Source organism: Sphingomonas parapaucimobilis NBRC 15100, assembly GCF_000787715.1.
Classification (GTDB): domain Bacteria; phylum Pseudomonadota; class Alphaproteobacteria; order Sphingomonadales; family Sphingomonadaceae; genus Sphingomonas; species Sphingomonas parapaucimobilis.
On the sequence record NZ_BBPI01000035.1, the window covers coordinates 149,178 to 169,425 of the forward strand.

The 20,248-nt window shown below is 68.1% G+C and carries 17 protein-coding genes; 7 read left to right on the forward strand and 10 right to left on the reverse strand.

The window, feature by feature from the left end; genetic code table 11:
* Positions 1-50 precede the first annotated feature (50 nt).
* The 4 genes from SP5_RS07230 to SP5_RS07245 all read right to left on the reverse strand — a co-directional run bounded on the left by SP5_RS07230 (position 51) and on the right by SP5_RS07245 (position 7,791).
* The gene (locus SP5_RS07230; protein ID WP_042486186.1) at positions 51-4,283 is read right to left on the reverse strand and encodes a translocation/assembly module TamB domain-containing protein; all 4,233 of its coding nucleotides are present in this window, start codon (positions 4,281-4,283) and stop codon (positions 51-53) included.
* A complete protein-coding gene (locus tag SP5_RS07235; protein ID WP_042486188.1) occupies positions 4,283-6,496 on the reverse strand; it encodes a BamA/TamA family outer membrane protein in 2,214 nt (737 codons plus the stop codon). The genes SP5_RS07230 and SP5_RS07235 overlap by 1 nt, the downstream gene beginning before the upstream one ends.
* A 99-nt stretch (positions 6,497-6,595) precedes the next feature.
* Positions 6,596-7,033: a hypothetical protein gene (locus SP5_RS07240; RefSeq protein WP_042486190.1), complete on the reverse strand. Its 438-nt coding sequence runs from the start codon at positions 7,031-7,033 to the stop codon at positions 6,596-6,598.
* A complete protein-coding gene (locus SP5_RS07245; protein ID WP_042486191.1) occupies positions 7,030-7,791 on the reverse strand; it encodes a prepilin peptidase in 762 nt (253 codons plus the stop codon). Before SP5_RS07245 ends, SP5_RS07240 begins: the two co-directional genes overlap by 4 nt.
* A 217-nt stretch (positions 7,792-8,008) precedes the next feature.
* Here SP5_RS07245 and SP5_RS07250 point away from each other — a divergent pair, with 217 nt between their 5' ends.
* Positions 8,009-9,190 (forward strand): acetyl-CoA C-acyltransferase, encoded by a 1,182-nt coding sequence (locus SP5_RS07250; protein WP_042486193.1) that lies wholly within the window; start codon positions 8,009-8,011, stop codon positions 9,188-9,190.
* Between the two features lie 325 nt (positions 9,191-9,515).
* On the opposite strand, the gene SP5_RS07255 is transcribed toward SP5_RS07250, so the two are convergent.
* Complete coding sequence (locus SP5_RS07255) at positions 9,516-10,031, reverse strand: SH3 domain-containing protein (RefSeq protein ID WP_083748314.1); 516 nt, start codon at positions 10,029-10,031, stop codon at positions 9,516-9,518.
* Between the two features lie 123 nt (positions 10,032-10,154).
* Between SP5_RS07255 and SP5_RS07260 the strand changes: the two genes are divergently transcribed.
* Positions 10,155-11,153 carry a 2-hydroxyacid dehydrogenase gene (locus SP5_RS07260; RefSeq protein ID WP_042486302.1) on the forward strand — a complete coding sequence of 333 codons (999 nt, stop codon included), beginning with the start codon at positions 10,155-10,157 and terminating at the stop codon, positions 11,151-11,153.
* 24 nt (positions 11,154-11,177) lie between these two features.
* Here the strand turns inward: SP5_RS07260 and SP5_RS07265 are convergent, their stop codons facing one another.
* Positions 11,178-11,633: a hypothetical protein gene (locus SP5_RS07265; protein ID WP_245613427.1), complete on the reverse strand. Its 456-nt coding sequence runs from the start codon at positions 11,631-11,633 to the stop codon at positions 11,178-11,180.
* 70 nt (positions 11,634-11,703) lie between these two features.
* Here SP5_RS07265 and SP5_RS07270 point away from each other — a divergent pair, with 70 nt between their 5' ends.
* Positions 11,704-11,895 (forward strand): YMGG-like glycine zipper-containing protein, encoded by a 192-nt coding sequence (locus SP5_RS07270; protein WP_042486195.1) that lies wholly within the window; start codon positions 11,704-11,706, stop codon positions 11,893-11,895.
* Between the two features lies 1 nt (position 11,896).
* Here the strand turns inward: SP5_RS07270 and SP5_RS07275 are convergent, their stop codons facing one another.
* The 4 genes from SP5_RS07275 to SP5_RS07290 all read right to left on the reverse strand — a co-directional run bounded on the left by SP5_RS07275 (position 11,897) and on the right by SP5_RS07290 (position 16,065).
* The gene (locus tag SP5_RS07275; RefSeq protein ID WP_042486197.1) at positions 11,897-12,382 is read right to left on the reverse strand and encodes a hypothetical protein; all 486 of its coding nucleotides are present in this window, start codon (positions 12,380-12,382) and stop codon (positions 11,897-11,899) included.
* Positions 12,383-12,388: 6 nt separating this feature from the next.
* Positions 12,389-13,792 carry an NAD(P)H-dependent flavin oxidoreductase gene (locus tag SP5_RS07280; protein ID WP_042486199.1) on the reverse strand — a complete coding sequence of 468 codons (1,404 nt, stop codon included), beginning with the start codon at positions 13,790-13,792 and terminating at the stop codon, positions 12,389-12,391.
* A 50-nt stretch (positions 13,793-13,842) separates the two neighbouring features.
* Complete coding sequence (locus SP5_RS07285) at positions 13,843-15,018, reverse strand: glycosyltransferase family 4 protein (protein ID WP_042486202.1); 1,176 nt, start codon at positions 15,016-15,018, stop codon at positions 13,843-13,845.
* Positions 15,019-15,204: 186 nt separating this feature from the next.
* On the reverse strand, positions 15,205-16,065 hold the full coding sequence (locus SP5_RS07290) for an alpha/beta fold hydrolase (RefSeq protein WP_042486205.1): 861 nt from the start codon (positions 16,063-16,065) through the stop codon (positions 15,205-15,207).
* 37 nt (positions 16,066-16,102) lie between these two features.
* On the opposite strand from SP5_RS07290, the gene SP5_RS07295 reads away from it, so the two are divergent.
* From SP5_RS07295 to SP5_RS07310, 4 genes are all read left to right on the forward strand, one after another.
* Positions 16,103-17,479, forward strand: a complete 1,377-nt coding sequence (locus tag SP5_RS07295) for a protein adenylyltransferase SelO family protein (RefSeq protein ID WP_042486209.1) — start codon at positions 16,103-16,105, stop codon at positions 17,477-17,479.
* 202 nt (positions 17,480-17,681) lie between these two features.
* Positions 17,682-19,097, forward strand: coding sequence for a succinylglutamate-semialdehyde dehydrogenase (gene astD / locus SP5_RS07300; RefSeq protein ID WP_042486213.1), 1,416 nt, complete (start codon positions 17,682-17,684; stop codon positions 19,095-19,097).
* 62 nt (positions 19,098-19,159) lie between these two features.
* On the forward strand, positions 19,160-19,951 hold the full coding sequence (gene cobA, locus SP5_RS07305; RefSeq protein ID WP_042486216.1) for a uroporphyrinogen-III C-methyltransferase: 792 nt from the start codon (positions 19,160-19,162) through the stop codon (positions 19,949-19,951).
* Positions 19,948-20,244, forward strand: a complete 297-nt coding sequence (locus SP5_RS07310; protein ID WP_042486219.1) for a DUF2849 domain-containing protein — start codon at positions 19,948-19,950, stop codon at positions 20,242-20,244. The genes cobA and SP5_RS07310 overlap by 4 nt, the downstream gene beginning before the upstream one ends.
* The last annotated feature ends 4 nt before the right edge of the window (positions 20,245-20,248 follow it).

Below are 20,248 nucleotides of genomic sequence, written 5' to 3' on the forward strand. Positions count from 1 at the left end.
ACCATGCTGCGCATGGTCCCCCTCCCCTTGCAGGGGAGGAATGTCTTACCTCAGAAATCCCGCGAATAGCGCAAGGACGCCGCCGATCCGCCGAACGAGCCGGTCTGGGTCAGCAGGCTGAGCGTGCGGGTCAGCGCGATCTGCAACTGGGTGGCGGTGAAGCCGCGCGCGTCGGTGACGATTTCCACATAGATATTGTCGGTGATGTACTTGCCCGCCGCCAGGCTGGTACCCCGGCCGGTCGCCTCGTCGGCGCCCAGCACGCGTAGCCGGTCGAACCCGGTCGCCGAGCGCAGCTTGCCCAGCGGGTTCAGCCCGCCGCCGCCCGAGCCGCGCAGCGAGTTGAGCGCGGCGGCCAGCTGGATCGCCTCGGTCGCGGACAGGTTTTCGGGGTTGGTCCCGAACAGCAACCGGCTGAGCACCTCATCCTGCGGCAGGGTCGGCGTCGAGGTGAAGCTGATCTGCGGACGCTGGCCGGTGCCGGTGACGTTGATGACCGCGGTGATGCCGTCCGTCGTCGTCGTCGCCTGGATGTTGATGTCCGGATCGGTCAGCGCGCCGCCCCGGAAGCGGATCGTGCCCCGATTCACCTCGAACCGCTTGCCCGCGAAGCTGTACGTGCCGCGCACCAGGTCTAGCCCGCCATTGATCGTCGGTGCCGCACTGGTGCCGCCGATGCGCAGGTCCATCTCCCATTCGGACTCCAGCCCCATGCCGGAGACGAACAGCTGGTTGTCCGCGCGCACCCGCAGGTCGAGGCGGAACAGCCCCGGCGGCGGCGTGGGCGCGGGCCGGTCGGTCGGACGCGGCGTCCGAATCTCGCTGCGACGGCGCACGCCGGTCAGCTCGGGGACCTCGGCCTGGCCCTGGCGGATGATCTGATAGCGTGCGTTGGGCACGGTCAGGTTGCCCTGGATCAGCCCGCCGTCGCGGCCATAGGTCAGGCGGATCGTGCCGCTGGTCGTCGCGGCCAGCGCATCGCTGTCGGCCAGCCGCGCATTGTTCAGCTGCGCGCGGATATCGACGGGATAGCCGCTGTCCGCCGCCAGCCCGATCGAACCCTGTGCCTGGATCGTCCCCTCACCCGCCTTGGCCTGAAGCCGCGTGATCTCCAGGCGGTCATTGTTGAAGCGGGCCGCCAGCTGCATGGCGGTCAGGCGGGTTCCGTATGTCTCATTGTCATAGGTCAGGTTGTCGGCGCGGATCAGGCCGTTCAGCTGCGGTGCGGAGACGCGCCCGCCGAAATCGGCGGCGAGGGCGATCGGGCCGTTCAACTGCTGGTTGGGAAGCGCCGCGAAGGAGAACAGCACCGCCGAAGGGCCGTTATAGCGGATGCCACCCGAAAGCGGCGCCTGCATCAGCCGGTTGACCCAGCCGCCATTGCCCGGTGGCAGCGGACGCAGGTTGGCGACCATGCGGCCGACCACCGTCTGCCCGCGCCGGATCAGCGCGCGCGCCTCGCCGCCATCGGGGACCAGACGGCCCGCGAACACGATGTCCACCGTCTCCGACACCGCCGCCAGACCCGTGCGCCGGAAATTGGCGACGGTCAGCCGTGCCTCGGCCGCCGGGAAGCTGGCGTCGCGTGCCTGGGCGAAGTCCAGCGCACCGCTCGCCTCGCCCGAGATACCCAGATTGGGGACGAAGGCGTCGAGGATCGACAGCTGCAGCTTGTCCAGCCGCGTCTGCACCTTCAGGCCGTTTCCATAGGAACCCGCGACCAGCACCGACCCGCGGCCGAAATCGATCCGGGTCGGCGTCACCTGCCACTCACCCTTCACATTCTGGATGCGCGCCGGGTTGGCGGTACGGAAGGCGATGCCGTTGGCCTGCCCCTTGGCCGCGACCAGATAATTGTTCGGCGCCAGCTGCGCATTGAGCGCGATATTGAACGGGATGCTCGACGATCCGGTCAGCACCGCCTGTGCGGTGCCGCGCCCGCCGGTGTAGTTGACCTTCGCCCGCGCCGACTGGATGACCACCTCGCCATAGCGGGTGTCGGCCAGCTGCGCGTCGGCGACGATCTGCGGCGCGTTCGGCAGCATGACCACGCTGGCGTTGACGATGGCGCGACCGATGGTGAAGTCGACCATGCCGGGCACACGGGCATTATAGGCCCGCGCGGCGATATCGGCGCGCTGGTTGCCGCCCTGGTCGGCCAGCTGGACGCGGCCGTTGATACCCTGCCCTGCGAATTGCAGCGCGCCCGCGAACGGCCCCGCCGCCGTCTGGACGACACGACCGCTGGCATTGATCCCGGCAAAGACCAGACTGCGCACGTCGATCGCCAGCTGCCGCCCGGTGCTGACCAGCACATTGGCAGTGAACGGACCGTAATTGGTGTCGCCGCTGGCACCCACGGCATAGGCGCCATTCTGTCCCACGATCCGCGCCTGGAGATTGGCGAGGCCGACTCCGACGCCCGGCTTGGCGGCACGCAGCACGATCACCGGATTGGTCTGCGATCCCGTCACCCGTGCGGTGATCGGGCCATATTGGTTGGAATAGGCATCCGCCTCGACCGCCAGCGCGCCGTTGGCGGGATTGAAGCGTCCGCTGCCGCGCGTCACGCGGAACTGCGGGGCCGCCAGACGCAGGCCGCTGAACGTCACGATACCCTGCGGGCTGTACTCGACATCGGCGCGGATGGTCGCATTGCCGCCCAGGAAGTTGCGCGCGCCCTCGTTGAAGATCTGCGAGGTGCGGGCCACCACCCGGCCCTTCATCCCGAAGCCGCCCGGCGTCGCCACCAGATTGGCATCGGTGGTCAGGTTGATGATGCCGATGCTCTCGACCCGGTAATTGTTCACCCGGCCCTTCAGCGCACCGGTATAGCGCCCGGTGTTCAGGTTCGCGACGACCACCGCGGTCGCATCGATGTTGTCCGACCGAATGCGCAGATTGTCCGACAGGATATTGGGCATCGCGATCGCGAAGTCGCCCTGGATCGCGACATTGTTGGTCAGCCCGCCGACGGCGGCGTTGAGCCCTGCGATCCGCTTCGCCCGCGCCTTGACCGGCACCAGGATGCGGTCGGCATTCACCTTGGCCAGCCCCTCTGCATAGAGGTTCTGGACCGAGGTTTCGCCGAAGCCGAGCGCGGCGGCGCGCAGCTTATAGTCGACCGTCGGCGTCGCGAATGCGCCGTTCAGCACCACGCGCGCCAGCACGTCGCGGCCCGTCAGATTGGGCGCGATGGCGCCGGGCGTCAGCAGCTTGGCATCGACCGCGAAATTGCCGAACTGGCTGTTCGCCAGATCGAGAATGCCGCCTGCATCGACCAGCAGGGCCGAGGAGCGCAGCTTCATGCGGGTGTCCGCGCGCCGCTCGTTCAGCGTGGTGTCGATCGCGACCTGAAGCGCAGGCGCGGTCAACCGTTCGACCGGGCCTTCCAGATACAGGCCGGGACGGGTCACGCCGCGAACCTCGATATGACCATCGCGCGCCGTGGCGTTCAGATTGGCAAGCTCGCCGCCGCCCAACGTCGCGATGGCACGGCCGGTCCACGCCTTCCACCCGCCGCGTCCATCGACGGTCAGGGTCAGCGGCGCCTTCAGCCCCGCCATCGACGCGACGACGCCCCCGGTCGGCACGGTCAGCTTGATGTCCACCGCCAGCCGGTCGGCATCGGGCACCGCGTCGAGGACCAGTCGGAGCCGGTCGCCCCCCGCGATGCCGGGTCCGCGCAGCGCATCCGCGCTGGCCGTGACCTGCGCACGGCGGTCGGCGATGTGGACCTTGCCGTCGATCGCCAGGATGTGGCGCTGCCCCGTCACCGGCGCACCGATCACGAAGCGCTTGATGGCCAGGCGATTCACATCGATGTCGAGGTCGGGCAGCAGCGGTGCATTGGGGTCGCTGGGCGTCGGCTTCAGCTCGGGCTTACGCGCCAGCGTGACGAGGTCGGCGGTCAGCGAGCGGACATCGATATGATTCTTGGTATAGGCGAAGGGCCGCCAGTCGACGTCAAGCCGCGGGCTCGACAGGAACACGCCCCTGGTATCGCTGACCCGCAGGTCGACCAGGTTCATGCGGCCGTAGAGCGACCCTTCGATCCGCCCGACCTTGATGTTCAGGCCCGAGGCGGTGGTGTAGCCGCCCAGCTGGTCCGCGACGAAGCGGCGTCCCGGATCGGTGTTGATCCCCAGCAGCACCGCCCCGACCAGCAGGATCAGGCCCAGGATCGTGATGCCGATCCACTTGAGCACGCGCTGCCACAAGGGGCGACGGACGATAACGGTTTCGTTTTCCGGCGCGGCGGCCATGGTCTGTTCGTCCGCCATCAGAAGGCCTGCCCGATCGAGATGTACAGGGCGACCTTGCCGTCACCCGGTCGCGGGTTCAGCGGCGTCGCCACATCGACGCGCAGCGGCCCGAAATTGGTGTAGAAGCGCCCGCCGATACCCGCGCCGAAGCGCAGGTCCTTGCCCGTGGGCAACGTGCTTTCGTAACTGTTGCCCGCATCGACGAACGGCACGATGCCGAAATTGCCGAAGCGATAGCGCGCCTCCAGCGCGAACTCGTTCAGGCTGCGGCCGCCGATCGGATTGCCCTGCGGATCGAGCGGCCCCAGCCGCTGGAACCCGTAACCGCGCACCGATCCGCCGCCGCCGCCATAATAGCGCCGCGACGGGGCCAGGTCGTCGCGGTCGATCCCGAAGATCGCGCCCGCGCGCGCCCGGCCCGCGATCACCAGGCTGTCGTTGAAGGGATAATAGAAAGTCCCCTCGACCATGGTCCGCGCATAGGGGCTCACCGCGCCGCGCACCGAGGTCTCGGGGCTGAGGTTCAGTTTCAGGCGATAGCCGCGCGTCGGGTTGAGCAGGTCGTTCGACTGGTCGAACACCACCTGCCCCGGGATCGCCGCAATACCGAATGTCGCGCGCCGCCGGTCGCCGCGGCTGAAATCATAGACGCTTTCGTTGGTGCCGGTCAGCTCGCCGCCGAACGCATAGGTGAATTTCTTCTGCCAGATCGGCGTCGAATCATAGCTCCAGCGGAAGGCGACCGTGCCGATGAACGCGTCGAAGGCGTCGTAATTCTGGTGGCTGGCCGAGGCGATGACCTGGAACGTCCGGTCGCGCCGCCCGGCGTTCGAGCGGCGGAAGGTGCCGCTCAGCCCCTGTTCCTGCGTGCCTGCGATGACCGAGGCGATCAGCGCGCCTTCGGGCTTGAAGGCGTTGCGGTTGGTGAAGCTGCCCTGCAACCGCACGCCCTGGCCGGTCGAATAGCCGCCCTCGCCCGACAGGGTGCGGCTCGGCCCCTTGGTCTGGGTGACCTGAAGGTCGATCTGCTCGGTGCCGTCGGGGTTCATGCGGCCCGTTCGCTTCGGTTCCACGGCGATGCCGTTGAACAGGCCGGTGGCGACCAGCGCATTGCGCAGATCGTCGGTCAGCCGCGAATCGTACAGCTGCCCCTCGTCGAAGCGCGGGAAGACGTTCAGGTGGTTCAGGTCGAAGACCGTATCGCCCACCGTGGTCAGCTTGCCGAAGGACGAACGTGGCCCGGTATCGACCGGCAGGGTATAGGCGCCGACCGGCTCCGGTCCCTGATCCTCCAGCAGGATATCGCGCTGCCCTACCTTGACGAAGGGATAGCCGCGCTGGGGCAGGACCAGGCTGACATTGGCCTCCGCCCCCTCGATCCGCGCCGCCTCGATCGCGTCGCCGACCTTCAGCGGCAGATTGGAACGAACCAGGTCGGTCGGCACGGTGGGTTGTGCGTTCACCGTGATCGAAGACAGGCGATAGAGCCGGCCCGGCGTGGCGGTCAGCACGACCTTCAAACGCCCGGCCTCGCCGTCCTCCGTCCCTTCGCGCTGGAGGGTCGATACGGCGGTGGCATCGTAATAGCCCAGCGACTTCATCAGCCGGATGGCAAGCTGTTCGTCCTCGCGCGCCCGCGCCGACACCTGGGTCGCGTTGGCCGCCTTGCCCTTGCCCTCGCGCAGCGCCGACAGTCCCTTGAACTCGTCTTCCAGCTTCAGCTCGGCGAGCCCGCGCACCTCCATGTCATAGCGGATATCGGGTGCGCGCTGACCCTTGGCATCGGCGGCCGTGTCGAGCGGGGTCGAATTGAAGCTGCTCAGCGGGGTCAGCGGCTGGGCGAGCTGCGGATCTTCCGGGGCGATCGCGCCGATCGTCTCGCCGGTGGCGAGCGGCTGCGCCGTCTGGGCGTTGGGCAGGGGGGGCGCAGTCTGCGGAAGCGGAATGGCCTGTGCCGCGGGCTGGTCCTTCGCCATGGACGACATCGGCTCCAACGGCGCGTTGATGTCGCCGCTGAGCGGCGGCAGCGCAGCATCGAACTGCGCATCGGGCACGATCGGGGCATTGCCCTGCGGGTCGGCGCTGCCGTCGCGCTGGTCCTGCGGCAGGCTGGGTCCCTGCGCGGGCGCGGTGCCGGGCTTGGCCAGCTGCGCCGATACCGGGGAGGAAAAAAGGGTGGGAGCGATCAGCGCGAACGCAAGCCAAGTATGTCTGCCGTTCCGTTCCGCCACGCCGTCAAAAGCCCCTTTCCGACAGGGCTCTTCCGCAATTCGGAATGATCCCCCACCGCACCATAACGCCGACAGAAGACGCGAAGTTCCCTCGCATGGTTAGCGCGCGGCAGGCGCGCAGCCGACCAGACCGCCGACGGGCACCACGATTTCATCCTGATTTCCGCGCGTTAGCCGGATACTGGCGTCGGAAACAATGGCGCCGTCCTGCAACGTCTCGCGCTGGGTAATCGTCATGTCGAGCGTCGCGGTGACGCCCGCCCCGGCATAACGGGTCGTGCTCGCCAGCCCCAGCGTACCCCCGCCCCCGCCCCCGGCCTCGGCGGCGGCGAGGTCGGTCGGCTTGCCGTCGAGCATGATGCGCAGTCGGCCCGGCTCCACCATCGCGACGAAACGCTGGTCCTGCACCGCCCAGAGATAGGCCGCGCAGCCGCGCTCGGGCAAAGCCTGTTTGGGCAGCGCGCCCAGCACCGGGGGCGCGGGCACCGGCTCGGTCGGGGCGGCCTGTGCCAAAGCGAGGATCGACAATAGCATCATGCCGCCATTCCTATCATCAACAGCCAGGCCGGGTAAGCCGCCAGCGCGAGCAGCAATCCCAACGGCACCATGTCCTGTCCGCTCGCCCGCTGCCCCAGCAGATGCCGCACAGCGACGAAGCCCAGCCCGATGACGCACGCCGCCAGCAACACGCCCGGTAGCATCCGCCAGCCGAGCCACAGCCCGATCGCGCCCAGCAGCTTGGGATCGCCACCCCCCATCCCCTCGCGCCCACGCCAGCGGCGATAGCCCTCGGCAATGGCCCATAGCCCGACGAAGCCGACCAGACCGCCGACGATCCGCTCGTCCGGCGACGGCGCATGGCCGAGCAGCCCGGTCAGCACCCCCGCCCCCGCGGCCCATGCGGTCAACCGATCGGGCAACCAGAAGGCCAGCGCGTCGAGCGCCCCCAATGCCAACAGCGTCCATCCGAACAACGCCCCCGTCCAACCGTCCGCCCCAGCGACCCAGCCCGCCGACACGCCGATCAGCGCGGCGATGGCTTCGATGCGCCAATGCACCGGATCGATCGCCTTGCGGCACCGCGCACAGCGGCCCCGCAGCAGGACGAAGCTGACGACCGGCACCAGCTCCCACGCGCGCAACGTCTTGCCGCAATGGTCGCAGGCCGACCTACCCGCCAGCACCGAACGATCGTCCAGCCAGCGGAGCACCAGCGCCGCGACGAACGACCCGATGATCGCCCCCGCCACGCCATAGATCGCGGCCCATATCGCCGATGCCGCCCCGAACGTCATGCCGATCCCTTAATCATCACCCCTCCCCTTCAGGGGAGGGGATGGGGGTGGGGCGCTTCCGCGAACGCAACGCCCGTAGAGAGGCCCCACCCCAAACCCCTCCCTTGAAGGGGAGGGGCTTCAATCGGTCCCCTACCCCCTTTGCGCGGCCCGGGCAAAAGGCGTAAGGCCCGCGCCAAACAACGACATCAAAACAGACCCAATCGGAGAGTATGCCATGACGGACCCCATCGTCATCCTGTCCTATGCCCGCACCCCCATGGGCTCGTTCCAGGGCAGCCTGTCGGGCCTGTCCGCGACCCAGCTGGGGGCCGCCGCCGTCAAGGGCGCGGTCGAGCGGGCGGGCGTCGACCCTATGCTGGTCGAGCGTATCCATATGGGCTGCGTGCTCCCCGCCGGACTGGGCCAGGCCCCGGCCCGCCAGGCGGCGATCTTCGCCGGGCTGGGCGAGCATGTCGAGGCGACGACGGTCAACAAGATGTGCGGATCGGGGATGCAGGCCTCGATCATGGCGGCCGAGGCGCTGGCGGCGGGCTCCGCCGATATGATCGTCGCGGGCGGCATGGAGAGCATGACGAACGCCCCCTATCTCAGCCACAAGCATCGCGGCGGCGCGCGGATCGGGCATGACACGCTGTACGACCACATGTTCCTCGACGGGCTGGAGGACGCCTATGAGCGCGGCCGCCTGATGGGCCATTTCGCCGAGGAAGCCGCGCAGGAATATCAGTTCACGCGGGGCGCGCAGGACGATTTCGCCATCGCCTCGCTGGAACGGGCCAAGGCGGCGCAAGGGTCGGGCGCGTTCGACCGCGAGATCGTGCCCGTCACGGTCAAGACCCGCAAGGGCGAGGAACGGATCACCCTCGACGAACAGCCCGCCAAGGGCGACCCCGCCAAAATCCCGACGCTGAAGCCCGCTTTCTCCAAGGACGGCACGATCACGGCGGCCAACGCGTCGTCCATCTCGGACGGTGCGGCGGCGCTGGTGATGACGCGCCTGAGTGTCGCCGAACGGCTGGGCCTGACCCCGGTCGCGCGGGTCGTGGCACAGGCTGCCCACGCCCACGCCCCCGCCCGCTTCACCACCGCACCCGTGTTCGCGATGCGCAAGGCCCTGGAGCGCGCGGGCTGGGCGACCGGCGACGCCGATCTCTATGAGGTCAACGAGGCGTTCGCGGCGGTGGCGATGATCGCGATGCGGGACATGGACCTGTCGCACGACCGGCTGAACGTCCATGGCGGCGCCTGCGCGCTGGGCCACCCGATCGGCGCCAGCGGTGCGCGGGTGCTGGCGACCCTGTTGTCGGCCTTGGAGACGAAGGGCGCGCGACGCGGTGTGGCGTCGCTCTGCATCGGCGGCGGCGAAGCCACCGCGATGGCCGTGGAGTTGATGTAAGGGTTTCCCCCTCCCGCCTGCGGGAGAGGCTCCTTCTTACTCCCCTCCCGCAGGCGGGAGGGGGCGGGGGAGGGCGCGGTGTCTCACCGAGACCATCGCTCGCGGCCTTCCCTCCCCCATCCCCTCCCGCCTGCGGGAGGGGCGTGTTTGACGGTGAACGAGGCCATTCTCACAACCTCCACGGCGTGACGCGCCGCCGTCAAAGCCTGGCAGTGCTCCCAAGCCTTTCCCCTCCCGTTTACGGGAGGGGCGTGCCAAGAGGCTGACGGCAGAACCCTGATCGCCAAATTATCCGCCATCGGCATCCACCGGCATGCCAAGAGGCTTACGGCAGCACTTCCCCCGGATCGACGCCCCAGATCGACCCGACCGGCACGAATCCCGCCTGCCCCTTCACGTCCAACCGGCACCAGCCGCCGTTACATTCGCTGATCCGCCCGACCACGCCAGGCTCCGCACGCCACAGCGTCTTGGCCCCGTCATCGGGAGCCGAGCGCATCGGCAGCGGCTCGGTGCCGCGCACGATCGCGGTGCGGGTGTTGCGGAGCAGGACGGCCAGCATCCAGCCTTCCGTGCCGTCCGGGTCCTGGACCTTGCGCCATTGCTTGAACACGGCGACGACCTTCACCGGCAGGTCGGCGCGGCGGTAATTCCAGCTGGCGGGATAGGTGCGCGCCGGGCCAGTCCGCATCCGCGCCAGTGACGCACCGATCGACCCGTAATAGGGCAAGGCCCGCTTCTCGGTCGCGGCCTTCGCCACCGGGGCGAGCGGCCCCACCGCCAGCATTCCGCTCGCCAGCGTCGCCGCCAAAACAGCCAGCCCGGCCATGGACCTGCGCATCATCCGTACCTTTACTTGCCCGCCTGTGCATCGCTCTACGCCGAGCCGGGGGGGCGCTTCAACCATGTTCGGGCGCGCGATCGCCGGTTGACGGACCCGCAGGCTTGCCGCAATCCGATGGTCATGGTCGATCCACGCCGCTGCCTGAACCCCAGGGTGGTCGTCACCCGCGAACTGCCCGATCCCGTATTGGAGCGGATGGCCGCGCTGTTCGAGACCCGATTCAACCAGGGCGACGAAAAATTCGGCCGCGAGCAACTGGCCGCCGCCATGGCGGATTGCGACGTGCTGGTCCCGACCGTCACCGATCCGATCGACGCCGATCTGATCGCGAATGCCGGACCGCGCCTGAAGCTGATCGCCAATTTCGGCGCAGGCGTGAACCATATCGACCTGAAGGCGGCGCGCGCGCGCGGCATCATCGTCACCAATACGCCGGGCGTCCTGACCGAGGATACCGCCGACATGACCATGGCGCTGATCCTGTCGGTGCCGCGCCGCCTGGCCGAAGGGGAAAAGCTGGTCCGCTCGGGCGCGTGGAAGGGCTGGAGCCCCGGCGGGATGCTGGGCCACCGGATCGGCGGCAAGGCGCTGGGCATCGTCGGCATGGGCCGGATCGGCCAGGCGGTGGCACGTCGGGCAAAGGCGTTCGGCCTGTCGATCCACTATCACAACCGCCGCCGCCTGCCCGCCAGCATCGAGGCGGAACTGGGCGCGACCTGGTATGACGATCTCGACGCGATGCTGGGCGCGGTCGACATCATATCGATCCACACGCCGCTCAACGCCGACAGCCACGACCTGATCGACCGCCGCCGCATCGCGCTGATGCGCGCCCATGTCTATCTCATCAACGCCAGTCGGGGCGGTATCGTCGATGAGGACGCCCTGGTTGAGGCGCTGGAGCAGGGCCGACTGGCCGGGGCCGGGCTGGACGTGTGGCGGCACGAACCCGAGATCGACCCGCGCCTGCTCGCCCTCCCCAATGTCGTGCTGACCCCGCATATGGGTTCGGCCACGCTGGAGGGGCGCGTGGCCTCGGCCGAAAAGGTCATCGCCAATATCCGCAGCTGGGCCGATGGCCATCGGCCGCCGGATCAGGTGCTGGAGGGGTGGCTTTAAGCGACCATCAGCCGCCGCACGCGATCAGTCGACACCCTGAACGACGAAGGTGAACCATGCGCTGTCCGCGTGATCGTAGAGCTGGACCACCTGATCCTCGATCCGACAGGTAAAATGACCCGAGCTGCTGCGATCGAAGCCCTTCGTCGTACCGTCGGCGACTTCCATATAGATCGCCGCACCCGTTCCGGTTTCGCGCAGTTCCGGCAGGCTGCCGCCGAACTTCACGTTCCGGTCGCCGTCCAGCCCCTGCAGATGCTCGCCCCGGGCCTCCGCCGCGATGCGGCGGTGCCGGTCCAGCGTCTGGTCATAGAGCCCGGCCACCTTCCTGCCGGTCACGAGCGCATGGGACGAAGCGGCGATGATCGCGCGGATATCTGGTTGCATGTCGTGCGACTGACACAGCCCATGGGCCGGATCAACCTTGCGATCGATCATCGCGGCATCAGGCCGGGCCGCGCCGCCGCTGATCCATGTCAAATTGTTGCGACACGGAACCGTTGCCGCACGATTGCATTCCCCCTCCTGTCATTCAACGGGAGCTACCACCATGAAAAAGCTGGCAATTACCTTCACCCTGGCGGCCGCGGCGATGTCGATCTCGGCTTGTTCGACGTTGAAGGGTGCCGCCATTGGTGGTGCCGGTGGCGCAGGCGTGGCGGCGGCGACGGGCGGCAGTGTCGAGCGTGGCGCGGCGGTCGGTGGCACCGCAGGCGCGGTCGTGGGAACCGTCGCAGACTGATCTAGCGCGCGGGAGCGGCGGCCTTTCCCGCCGCTTCCGCCATCAAAGCCCGGATACGCGACACATCCTTGGGCCGCCCGAAAAGGCGAAACAGGGCGAGCAGTTCCTGCTGGTCGGGCACGAAGAGCGGCCCACCGGATTTCTCGATCCGCTGACGCGTGCGGGGTTCGACCCGCTGCCACCGCCCGGCGACGGCCACATTCAAACCGGCCATCACCTCGACGACCACCGGCGCAGCATTCCACCGCGCGAAGGCCGTCGAGCGGAACAGCGAATCAGGTGGCAAGACGATCGGTGCGATCCCCAGCCGATCGAACACCGCATCGGCCAGCCCCGGCTCGATCAGCAGATCGACATCATCGACCGGATCGGCATCGATACCGTGCAGCGTCACCGCCGCGCTGCCGATGATCCACCAGCCATCGGGAAATGACGCCATCGCCCCTGCGACGTCGTGCAACGTCGCGCAGAGTTCCGGCGTCATCATAGCGGATCAATCCCCGGTCAGGATGCGGTCGACCAGCTGCTTCACGGTCGGCACGAACCCGTTCGAATAGAAGGGGTCACGCTTGAAGTTATAGGCCGCGTGTCCTGCGAACATCAGGTTCTGCTCGACATCGCCGCCATGCGCGATCTCCTGGAGCGTCTTCTGGATGCAGAAGCTGCGCGGATCGGCCAGACGACCGGTCGAGTTGGTTTCGCTGTCCGCCCAGCTGGAGAACAGGCACTGCGACAGACAGCCCATGCAGTCGGCCTGATCCTTGCGGATTTCCTTGGCTTCCTCAGGGGTCACGAACACCAGCGTGTTGTCGGGCGTCTTCAGCGCCATGGTGAAGCCCGCGCCGAACCACTCGCGCGCACGCAGCAGGTCGCCCTTCGTCACCCAGAAATTCTTGCCCTTCACGCCCACGTCGAGCTGGAAGACATGGTCGCCCGCCTCCTGTGTCGAGAAAGCGATCTGGCGCTCCGAACGCGCCTCCAGGGCGCGCAGGAACGGGTTGCGCACCGCGCTGGAATAGAAACCGGTCGGCGAGAAGCGGTGGAGAAGGACGTCGCCCTCCTCGATCGTCATCAGCCGCTGCTTCCACTCCTCGGGAATCGGGCTTTCCTGCGTCAGCAAAGGCCGCGTGCCGAACTGGAAGGCGATCTTGCCCAGCTCGGGATTGTCGATCCAGTCGTTCCAGTCGCGCAGATACCAGACGCCGCCCGCCATCACGATCGGCACCTCGTCCGAAATCCCGCCCTCGCGCATCGTGTCGCGCAGCGCCTTCACGCGCGGATACGGGTCCTGCGGCTGCAACGGGTCTTCGGCATTGGACAGGCCGTTATGACCACCGGCGAGCCAGGGGTCCTCATAGACCACCGCCGAAAGCCATTCCGACGCCTTGGAATAGGCACGCTTCCACAGCGCGCGGAAGGCACGGCCCGAGGAGACGATCGGCAGATAGCTGACCTGGTGATGCGCCGCGATCTCGGACAGCTTGTAGGGCATACCAGCACCACAGGTGACGCCCGCGACCAGCCCCTTGGTGCGTGCCAGCACGCCTTCCAGCACCCGCTGCGCGCCGCCCATTTCCCACAGCACGTTGATGTTGATCGCGCCCTTGCCACCGGCAATGTCCCAGGCGCGCTTCACCTGCTGGACCGCGCCCTCGATGGCATATTCGATCAGTTCCTCATGCCGTTCGCGCCGGGTCAGCGCGCGGTAGATCTGGGGAATGATCTTGCCCTCGGCATCATAGCTGTCGGCGTTGACGGCCGACACGGTGCCGACGCCACCCGCCGCCGCCCAGGCGCCCGCCGAAGCGTGGTTGGTCGCCGCGACGCCCTTCCCACCTTCGATCAGCGGCCAAACCTCGCGGCCGTTGTACAGGATGGGGCTCAAGCCTTTGAACACGTCTTTACCTTACTGATCCCGAAAGGGTCTCATATAGCGTGTTGGCAACGCTAAGCGAGGGGAATTAACGGCACAGGTCCGTCGCGCACGCCACCGAGCGCGCCGGGTCGACCCAGAACCTGTTCGTAGAGCGCCTTGTAGCGCGCGACCATCTGCGCCTGATCGAACTCGGCGCGCACCCGCGCCTGGTTGGCCGCCCCCGCCTGGGCGCGCAACTCGGGGTGCGCGATCAGTGCCTGGATCACGTCGCGCAGCCGCACTTCGTTGGGCGCGTCGGCGATGAACGGGCGATTGGGCTCGGACACCATCATCGGCACATCGCCCACCGGCAGCGAGGCGATGGGAAGCCCCGCGGCCATGCCCTCCAGCACCGAGATCGGCGCCTGTTCCGATAGCGAGGACAAGGCGACGATGTCGAAATGGCGGATGTAATTATACGGCCGCTCCAGAAAGCCCGGCATCACCAGCCGGTCGGCAATGCCCATGGCGGCGGCGGCCTGCATGATGTTGGCCCGCTCCGGCCCCTCGCCGACGATCACCAGCCGGAAGCGGTTGGGAATGCCGCCCATCGCGCGGACCAGCATCGGCAGGTTCTTGACGGTACGCAGGCCTGCAAGCGCGCCGACGACGATCTCCTTGGGCTGGCGGACGAAGCCGGGAATACCCTTGGGATCGGGGTCGCGGGCATAGAGCCTGGTGTCTATGCCGTTGGGGATGCGATGGACCCGTTCGGCGGGCTGTTTCCAGGTCTGACGCGCAATGCCCTCCAGGATATGGCTCGGCACCGCCAGCGCGTCCGCCGCCGACAGGGCGATGCGGCGATAGATGTTGCGTTCGATCTTGAGGCCCCGCGCCTCGTCGGCGTTGAACCCGTCCTCGTGATGGACCAGCGGCGGCGCGCCCTTGGGATAGACGCGGCGCGCCATCACCCCGTCGATCGCGCCCCAATTGTACGTCAGCACCAGGTCGAAGCGGCGCATATAGCCCGCGATCGCCTCGTACCGCCTGACCGAGGGCTTGCCGGTCAGCGGCGGCGCATCCTGTGCGATCTCGTACCGGATGCCCTTGGCGATGGCATCGCGCGCGCCCAGTTCGTCGGGCAGCCCCGAGACGATGGTATGCTTCGCGGCATCGCCAAAGGCGTTCATCAACGCGACCGCCCGCGCCTCCTTGCCGCCCAGCGAGAAGGAGGAATGAAGGTGCAGGATGTTGAGCGGACGGGCCATGCGCGCGGATTTAGCGGGCGGTGGCGGGGTTGGAAACCGCCAGCGCCAATTTCCTCCCCGGCACGGGGAGGTAGCAGGCCGAAGGCCTGACGGAGGGGGGCTTCCACAAGGGACGTCCTGTGTGGCACGCCCCCTCCACCAGCTTCGCTGGTCCCCCTCCCCTTGCAGGGGAGGAAAGGGGTTGGCCTATCCCGCCACCCGGTCCAGCAACCGCCCGATCCCGGCCAGCGCTTCCGGCTCGGTCAGCAGCGGCGTGTGGCCGACATTCGGCACCGTCACCAGCTCTGACGGGGACAGCCGCTCGACCATCCGCTCGGCGACGGACGCGCTCAATATGTCCGACCGCTCGCCACGCACCACCAGCGTCGGCACGCCGTTCAGCGCGTCGAGCGCGGCCCACATGTCCGGCCCGCCCTCGGTATTGGGCACGCGGAACGGCTCGGCGATCTTCAGGTCATAATCGAGCACGATCCGCCCTGCACTGGTCAGGCGGTGCGTGCGCTTGGCCATGGCCAGCCAGTCCTCGATGCCCCAGCCGGGATAGACGTCCTCGTTATTCTCCTGGACGCAGCGCGCCGCGTGCAGCCAGGTGGGAAAGCTCTGTCCCTTGCCGACATAGCCGCGGATGCGCGCCAGCCCCGCCGCCTCGATCTCCGGCCCGATATCGTTCAGCACCGCCCCCGCCAGCCGCCCCCGCGCAGTGGCCGCCAGCACCATCGTCACGATCCCGCCCAGCGAGGTGCCGATCGCGACGAAGCGGGTGATGCCGAACGCGTCCAGCATCGCCTCGACATCCTGGACATAGGTCAGCGGCACATAGGTCATCGGATCCTTGGCATAGGCGCTCTCGCCCCGCCCCCGGAAGCTGACCGCAATGAGGCGCGCGCGCCCGTCCAGCGCCTCGGCCAGCCCCTCGAAATCACGGGCGTTGCGGGTCAGGCCCGGCAGGCAGAGGATCGGGGGCAGCGCGTCCGAGCCGGAATAGTCGCGCGCATGAAGCCGCAGACCGTCTTTCGACCACCAATATCGATTCTCATAAGAGGTCATGCTTGAAGGTCCTCCGGTCCCGCCTCCATATCGCTTTATGCCCGTATCCCCGCAAGCCTATCGCCCCGCCTCCGCCCTGACCGAGATTACGGACTTCATCGCCGATCCTGTGGCGCCCGCCGATTTCCCGCGGACGATCATCCGCTTCCGCAACGACCGCGCGGCGGCCGAGATCGGACTGGAGACGCTGACCGATGAGGAGTGGACCTGGCATCTCGGCCGGTTCGCCCCCTTGCCCGACACGCTGCCGGGGCCGTTCGCGATGCGCTATCACGGGCATCAGTTCCGCCATTACAACAGCGACCTGGGCGACGGACGCGGCTTCACCTTCGCGCAGATGACCGCGACCGACGGCCGGTTGCTCGAACTCGGCACCAAGGGGTCGGGCCAGACGCCGTACAGCCGCTCCGGCGACGGCCGCCTGACCCTGAAGGGCGGGGTCCGCGAAATCCTGGCGACCGAGATGCTGGAGGCGCTGAACGTCCCCACCTCGCGCACTTTGTCGATCATCGAGACGGGCGAGGCGCTGCACCGGGGCGACGAGCCCTCCCCCACCCGCTCGGCGGTGATGGTGCGGATGAGCCATGGCCATATCCGCATCGGCAGCTTCCAGCGGCTGGCCTTCGAACGTGACGAAGCGGGAATGCGGCGGCTGGTCGCCTATGTCCTCCGTCATTTCTACGGCGAGGATTCGGACGATCCGGTCCGGCTGCTGACCCTGGTGGCGCAACGGACCGCGACACTGGCGGCGCGTTACATGGCCGCCGGGTTCGTCCATGGCGTGCTCAATTCGGACAATATCAACGTGACCGGCGAGAGCTTCGACTATGGCCCGTGGCGGTTCGCACCGACCTGGGACCCGGAATTTACCGCTGCCTATTTCGACCATTCGGGCCTCTATGCGCTGGCCCGCCAGCCCGAGGCGATCCAGTGGGACGTGATGCAGCTCGCCTCCAGCCTGCGCCTGATCGCCGAGAGCGAACCGCTGATCGCCGCGTTGGAGGGATTCGCCACGACCTATCAGCAGGAGATCGTGACCGCGATCCTCTGGCGGCTGGGGCTGACCCCGCGTGGCGGCACCGAGGACCGGGCGCTCGTCCAGACGTTCGAGCGGGCGCTGCGGGAGAGCCAGGCCAGCCTCGACCGCACCTATTTCGACCTGTTCGGCGGACAGGTGCCCGATCATTATGACGAAAGCTGGAACGCGCTTCGCGACCTGATCGAACCCTATACCCCGCGCCGCGCGCGGGACGGTGCCTATTGGCAAGGCTCCCCCGAATCGATGCTGATCGACGAGGTCGAGGCGATCTGGGCGCCGATCGCCGAGCATGACGACTGGACCCTGCTCCACGACAAGGTCGCGCGGGTGCGCGCCATGGGCCGGGCGCTTGCCGACCCGGCTGCGGCGGCCTAGAACCTAGTGAAGAGGGCCTGTCTCTCCCCTCCCCTTCAGGAGTGGCAGGTTGGTCATGCCCCCAGCATGACCTAAACGATGCTGGGCATCGTTTACCTACCACTGGGCCGGGGGTGGGGCGACGGCCCCAGACCCGGCATCGGTGGAGAGGCCCCACCCCAACCCCTCCCCTGAAGGGGAGGGGCTTGCCTGGATCCATGCCATGCCTTCTTTCATGTCGACCCACGAACCCGCCACGGCCGCGCTGATCGCCGAGCTTCCCATCGGCAATGCGGGCGATGAGGTCGCCGCCGCACGTACGGCATGGGCCGACTGGGCGATGACGCCGCTGGCCGAGCGGATCGATACGCTGCGTCGCTTCGCCGGGATCGTGCGCGATCGTGCGGAGGCGTTCGCCGACCTGATCGCGCGCGAAACCGGCAAGCCGCTGTGGGAAGCGAAGACCGAGGTCGATACCGTGATCGCCAAGGTCGGCATCTCGATCACCGCGCAGGCCGAACGCGCGGGCGAGCGCGTCACCGACCAGCCGGGCGGCGGACGCATGGCATTGCGTCACCGGCCGCATGGCGTGCTGGCGGTTCTGGGGCCGTATAATTTCCCTGCGCACCTGCCCAACGGCCATATCGTGCCCGCGCTGCTGGCGGGCAATGCGGTGGTCTTCAAGCCGTCGGAAAAGACCCCGGCGACGGGCGCGTTCTTGGTCGAATGCTATCACGCGGCGGGCGTGCCCGAAGGGGTCGTTCGGCTGCTGATCGGCGGGCCGGATCAGGGCCGGGCGCTGGCCGGGCATGATGATATCGACGGGCTGCTCTTCACCGGCTCGGCGCGCACCGGGCTGGCGCTGAACCGCCAGTTCGCCGAGCGGCCGGAAAAGATCCTGGCGCTGGAGATGGGCGGCAACAATCCGATCATCGTCTGGGACGATCCCGACCTGGACGCCGCCGCCGCGCTGATCGTCCAGTCGGCCTATACCACCGCCGGGCAACGCTGCACCGCCGGGCGGCGGCTGATCGTCGAGGACCGGCTGTTCGATCCCCTGATGGCCGCGCTGACCGGGCTGGTCGACCGGCTGATCGTCGGCGCGCCGCATGATGCGCCTGCGCCCTTCATGGGGCCGGTGATCGACAATGACGCGGCCGACCATCTGCTGGCGCGAGTCGACGATCTGGTAGCGAGCGGCGCGAAGATCATCCGCCCGCTGGAGCGAATCGCGCCAGAGCTGCCGCTGCTGACCCCGGCGATCCTCGACATCGGCGCCGTCGCCGAACGCCCCGATGACGAGCTGTTCGGCCCTGTCCTGCAAGTCTCGCGCGCCACCGATTTCACGGACGCCATCGCGCAGGCCAACGCCACCCGCTACGGCCTGTCCGCCTCGCTGATCTCGCCCTCGTCCGAGCGCTACGCGCAATTCTGGAGCGGCATCCGCGCCGGGATCGTCAACTGGAACCGCCCGACCAACGGTGCGGCATCCAGCGCGCCGTTCGGCGGCATCGGCTGGTCGGGCAACCACCGCCCCAGTGCCTATTACGCCGCCGATTACTGCGCCTATCCGGTGGCCAGCGCGGAAAGCGACAGCGCCGCCGCCACAATTCCGGTCGGGCTGCGCCCGCATAGCTGATCTACCCCCGCCCCAAGCATCGCTCGGTTGTGGATGGCATCCGGGGGGATCATCTGTAGAGCATGGCTAGTCTTCTCGATCCCACCGCGCGCGGGCGCGTGATCCTTGTCGGTGCAGGCCCCGGCGATCCGGGCCTGCTGACCGTGCGTGCGGTCGAGGCGCTGAAGACCGCCGATGTCGTCGTGCATGACGGGTTGATCGATGCCCGCGTCCTCGACCTCGCGCCCCCTCAGGCCCAGCGCATCTCGGTCGCCAAGCGGCGCGCGCGGCACACCTTGTCGCAGGAAGCGATCAATGCGCTGATCGTCGCGCACGTGAAGACGGGTGCGATCGTCGTCCGGCTGAAGGGCGGCGACCCGTTCATCTTCGGGCGCGGCGGCGAAGAAGTGGAGACCGTGCGTGCTGCCGGGCTTCCCGTCGAAGTCATTCCCGGCGTCTCCGCGGCGCTCGGTTGCGCGGCGGAGGCAATGCTCCCGCTCACCCATCGCGACCACAGCTCGGCCGTGTCCTTCGTCGCGGGCCAGTGCAAGGGGCTGACCGATCAGGACTGGTCGGGCCTGGCGGGCCAGGCGCGCACGCTCGTCATCTATATGGGCGTCGCGACCGCCAACGGCATCGCCGACAAGCTGATGGCGGACGGCGTCGCCCCCGACATGCCCGTCGCGGTGCTGGAGCGCGGCACGCTGGAGGGCCACCGCGCCATCCGCACGCTGCTCGCCGACCTCGGCCCGATGGTCGAGCGCGAACGGGTGCAGAGCCCGGCGATCATCGTCGTCGGCGAAGTCGTGACGCTGTCGGATGCCGAAGACAAGTTGGCGCGTTGGGCTCGTGTGGCGGAAGGAATGAGCGCATGAAGCTGTTGACGGGCAATGATCTGGCGACCGGCGACGTCGTCTGGTGGACGGGAAGCGACTGGTCGCGCCATGTCGAGGATGCGGTCGATGTCGGCGGACAGGGTGAGGCGATCCTGCGGGCCGAGGAAGGCGCGCGTCGGGTCAACGTGCCCTATCTGATCGACGCGGAGGCGACCGAACAAGGCCCCCGCCCCGCCCATATCAAGGACCGTATCCGCGCGCTCGGCCCCACGGTGCGCCCCGACCTGACGCTGAAGCCCGCCGATGCGGACGCCGGCGCCTGGGTTATCTGAGAGT

Bases quoted from the DNA above. Each gene is read 5' to 3' on its own strand.
- SP5_RS07245 (WP_042486191.1), bottom strand. From the start codon at position 7,791: ATGACGTTCGGGGCGGCATCGGCGATATGGGCCGCGATCTATGGCGTG.
- cobA (WP_042486216.1), top strand. From the start codon at position 19,160: ATGGCTAGTCTTCTCGATCCCACCGCGCGCGGGCGCGTGATCCTTGTC.
- SP5_RS07255 (WP_083748314.1), bottom strand. From the start codon at position 10,031: ATGCGCAGGTCCATGGCCGGGCTGGCTGTTTTGGCGGCGACGCTGGCG.
- SP5_RS07270 (WP_042486195.1), top strand. From the start codon at position 11,704: ATGAAAAAGCTGGCAATTACCTTCACCCTGGCGGCCGCGGCGATGTCG.
- SP5_RS07285 (WP_042486202.1), bottom strand. From the start codon at position 15,018: ATGGCCCGTCCGCTCAACATCCTGCACCTTCATTCCTCCTTCTCGCTG.
- SP5_RS07250 (WP_042486193.1), top strand. From the start codon at position 8,009: ATGACGGACCCCATCGTCATCCTGTCCTATGCCCGCACCCCCATGGGC.
- SP5_RS07295 (WP_042486209.1), top strand. From the start codon at position 16,103: ATGCCCGTATCCCCGCAAGCCTATCGCCCCGCCTCCGCCCTGACCGAG.
- SP5_RS07260 (WP_042486302.1), top strand. From the start codon at position 10,155: ATGGTCGATCCACGCCGCTGCCTGAACCCCAGGGTGGTCGTCACCCGC.
- SP5_RS07230 (WP_042486186.1), bottom strand. From the start codon at position 4,283: ATGGCGGACGAACAGACCATGGCCGCCGCGCCGGAAAACGAAACCGTT.
- SP5_RS07310 (WP_042486219.1), top strand. From the start codon at position 19,948: ATGAAGCTGTTGACGGGCAATGATCTGGCGACCGGCGACGTCGTCTGG.
- SP5_RS07275 (WP_042486197.1), bottom strand. From the start codon at position 12,382: ATGATGACGCCGGAACTCTGCGCGACGTTGCACGACGTCGCAGGGGCG.
- SP5_RS07290 (WP_042486205.1), bottom strand. From the start codon at position 16,065: ATGACCTCTTATGAGAATCGATATTGGTGGTCGAAAGACGGTCTGCGG.
- astD (WP_042486213.1), top strand. From the start codon at position 17,682: ATGCCTTCTTTCATGTCGACCCACGAACCCGCCACGGCCGCGCTGATC.
- SP5_RS07240 (WP_042486190.1), bottom strand. From the start codon at position 7,033: ATGATGCTATTGTCGATCCTCGCTTTGGCACAGGCCGCCCCGACCGAG.